This is a genomic window from Dietzia sp. NPDC055343, from assembly GCF_053645265.1.
This window is the reverse complement of sequence record NZ_JBSHMJ010000100.1, coordinates 1-2,970: the sequence shown is the minus strand read 5'-3', so window position 1 is coordinate 2,970 and position 2,970 is coordinate 1. Positions and strand designations below refer to the sequence as shown.

Genomic DNA, 2,970 nt, shown 5'->3' with positions numbered 1-2,970 from the left:
GCTGGCTCCACTTCTACAACCACCACCGACACCACTCTGCGATTGGCGGCGTACCCTTCGACCGACTCAACAACGTCCCTGGACATCACACCTAGGACGGTGGCCGTCGCGTAAGCGCCCCCAGATCCGAAGAATCCACCGGACGCGTTGCCGGCCCGGTGCGCCTTTCTCGGCAGGGTTGCACCAATAGCCAGCCAGGCCAGTGCCCCGAGCACCAGCGCCCCGCATCCAATGGCGCGATATCGAATACGCGCCGTTCGCCACAGGCCCTCAAAGGGGGTGTCGTTGCAGCCGAACAGCCAGGCCGGCTCTTGGCACAGACCCGAACTGTGTACGGCGACGGTGGTCAGCACGGCCAGACAGGCCAGGACAGAGGCGATCGCCAGTACGCGCGCGGTGAAAAGCGGAGACATCCCTCTCCCCTCCGGTCAGCGAGCCACGCGGCGCCACCGAGTCGGGGGCGGTGCTGTCGGTCGCCACAGTGCCCGCGGGGGGCGGCGGCAGTCTAATCTCGCTGTGCCCGGTAGTGGATAGGAGTCCTCAATCGGGGCAGGTGACGGAGGGGTCGTGTCGGGCAGAATGTGCCCATGCCGTCTCGCTCTGGTTCCTCGTCGCGTGTTGACCTCACGCGCCTGTGCGCGCTCTTTCTCGCGGTCGCCGAAGAGCGTCATTTCGGCGCGGCGGCCGACCGACTGGGCACTACCCAACCGACGGTGTCTCAGGGACTGCAACGCCTGGAGGGCCATCTCGGGGTGCGATTGCTGGACCGGACACGCGACGGCGCGGTAGTCACCTCTGCGGGTCGTCATCTGCTCCCGCTGGCCCGCACTCTGGTCCGCGACGCCGCGCATTTCGAGGCAGCCGCTGGAGAACTGGCTAGCCGAGGGTTGACGTTCGCCGTCGGCGCGTCTGCCACCACCCCGGCTCATCTCAGTGCCGCCGCCGTGACGTCGATGCGCTCCCAGGTCGAGTCGGTGACTGTGGCCCGCGGGCAAGGACCCGAGTTGGTGGCGCGAGTCGAGAACGGCGAGCTCGATGTGGCGGTGTTGGAAGATCCGAGCCCCGCCGGGGATCTCGTGCGCGGGGTGATGCACCGACTTCCACGCCGACTGGCCGTACCGGAGGGCATGATCTCCGATCCGCGGGCGCGTATCCCCCGGCAAGAACTTCGGCATTTGGATCTGGCCGTGACACCACGAGCCACCGGACCGGCGGCTTGGGACCTGCTGATTGACCTACTCAAAGAGGCAGGCATCGACCCACGGCCGGTGGAGGCCCCCACCAGCTCGGACGTCCTGACCCAGGTCGCTGCCGGTTCAGCGTTCGCGGTCGTGGATGCCTTCAGCCCCACGATCGACGGCGTGCAATTGCTGGACCTGCCCGGCCGCTTCGACCACCGCTTTCGCGCCCTCGTCCACCCGGACCGGCAACGCACCCCCGACGGCCACGACATCAGGTCCCTCGTTGACAGGGGGCTGGCCAGGGTATGCCGCACGGTGACTGGGGGCCCCACCCCGTGACCACGCTCGATCTAGTCCGTGCCGAGCTAGCCTTCGCCGGTTGCGACGGGTGGTGCTACGCCGAGCTCATCGACCGGCCCGGCACCGGTCTGGGTATCGGCCAGGACGTTCCGGTGGTGGTGGCCTCGATGTACAAGCTGCACCTCATGGTGGCGGCCTGCCGCGCGGCAGCCGCCGGCACCCTGGACCTGACACAACGGGTCACCATCACCCCCAACGAACACACGCCGGGGCCGACCGGCTTCGCCCTCTTCGCCGACGACGTCGAGGTCTCGATCCGCGATCTCGTGCGCATGATGATCACGGTCTCAGACAACACCGCCGCCGAAGCAGTGCAACGCCTCCTACCCGCCGGCGCCCTCGACGAGACCCTCTTAGCCCTCAGCCTCGAGGCCACGGTGATCCGCGGAGGTGTGAGAGCCCAGCAACAGCTGACGATCTCCGAACTCGGCGCACGCGACTGGCAAGACGCCGCCCACCTGCTGGCAACCGACCCCGCCACCGACCAGATCCACGCCTACGACCCCGCGTACGTCTCGCACAGCACTACCCGAGCGCTATGCCAGCTGATGCGCGCAATCTGGACGAACACCGCCTCCGACCCCCAGCAGTGCGCATTCATGAGGGAGGTCCTCGGCCAGCAGATCTGGCCGCACCGCATCGCAAGTGGGTTCCCTTTGGCATCGACAGCGGTCGCCGGCAAAACCGGCACCATTGGCCGGATCCGCGCCGAGACCGCCGTTGTCCAACCAGACGGTGAGCCACCGGTCGTCGTGTGCGTTGTAACCCGGGCAGCCCGCGCCGACGCGGCGCTGCCCACAGTCGACACCGCCATCGGACGTATCGCGCGGCTCCTTGTCAACGAGGCACGAATGGGGGCAGACCTGCAGCGATAAAGCTCATCAATCACAGGCGGCGAACGCTGCACTTGGACAGGTCAGCGACCGGACGGCTTTTCTGATCGCATGCACCGTTTGCGCCACTCGACCCTCGCCGTGATCCTGACCGCCACACTCCCCTTGGCGTCCTGCGGCCTGTTGTTCTCGGATCCACGGCAGGAGAACCTCGACGGGTTCGTTGACGCCCTCCAGCGCAAGGACGCCGTAGCGGCCGCAGCGTTCACCTCTACACCGGAGATTGCGGCCACTGACCTGCAACGCACCTTCGACGGGATTGGCACCACGCAGATCTCCGCCCGCGTCCCCGACATCGGAGACTCGGTCACCACGCGACACGAACTCCAACTGCAATGGCGGGTGCCTTCCGGCGACACCGCCACCAGCACAGGAATCGTCACGTTCGCACCCGGCGACACGGTGGCATGGTCACCATCCATTCTCGACTCTCGCGCGACCACCGGCGGCTACCTTGGCTACTCGGACACCAAGAAGTACACCGCGCCCATCGTCGACCGAAACGACATCCGAATCATGGGCTGGGCCCCGGTCAC

2 protein-coding genes and 2 pseudogenes are annotated in these 2,970 nt (G+C 67.1%); 3 read left to right on the top strand and 1 reads right to left on the bottom strand.

The window, feature by feature from the left end; translation table 11 throughout:
• Window positions 1-413 (bottom strand): annotated as a pseudogene (locus ACWIE7_RS18645) (hypothetical protein); the annotation flags it as partial.
• A gap of 174 nt (window positions 414-587) precedes the next feature.
• On the opposite strand from ACWIE7_RS18645, the gene ACWIE7_RS18640 reads away from it, so the two are divergent.
• The 3 genes and pseudogenes from ACWIE7_RS18640 to ACWIE7_RS18630 all read left to right on the top strand — a co-directional run.
• Window positions 588-1,520: a LysR family transcriptional regulator gene (locus ACWIE7_RS18640; protein ID WP_454070253.1), complete on the top strand. Its 933-nt coding sequence runs from the start codon at window positions 588-590 to the stop codon at window positions 1,518-1,520.
• Window positions 1,517-2,416, top strand: a complete 900-nt coding sequence (locus ACWIE7_RS18635; RefSeq protein WP_454070252.1) for a serine hydrolase — start codon at window positions 1,517-1,519, stop codon at window positions 2,414-2,416. Before ACWIE7_RS18640 ends, ACWIE7_RS18635 begins: the two co-directional genes overlap by 4 nt.
• Before the next feature lie 69 nt (window positions 2,417-2,485).
• A pseudogene (locus tag ACWIE7_RS18630) lies at window positions 2,486-2,970 on the top strand (hypothetical protein); the annotation flags it as partial.

Excerpts from the sequence above, each read along its gene's own strand:
- ACWIE7_RS18640 (WP_454070253.1), top strand. The coding sequence starts at position 588 with ATGCCGTCTCGCTCTGGTTCCTCGTCGCGTGTTGACCTCACGCGCCTG.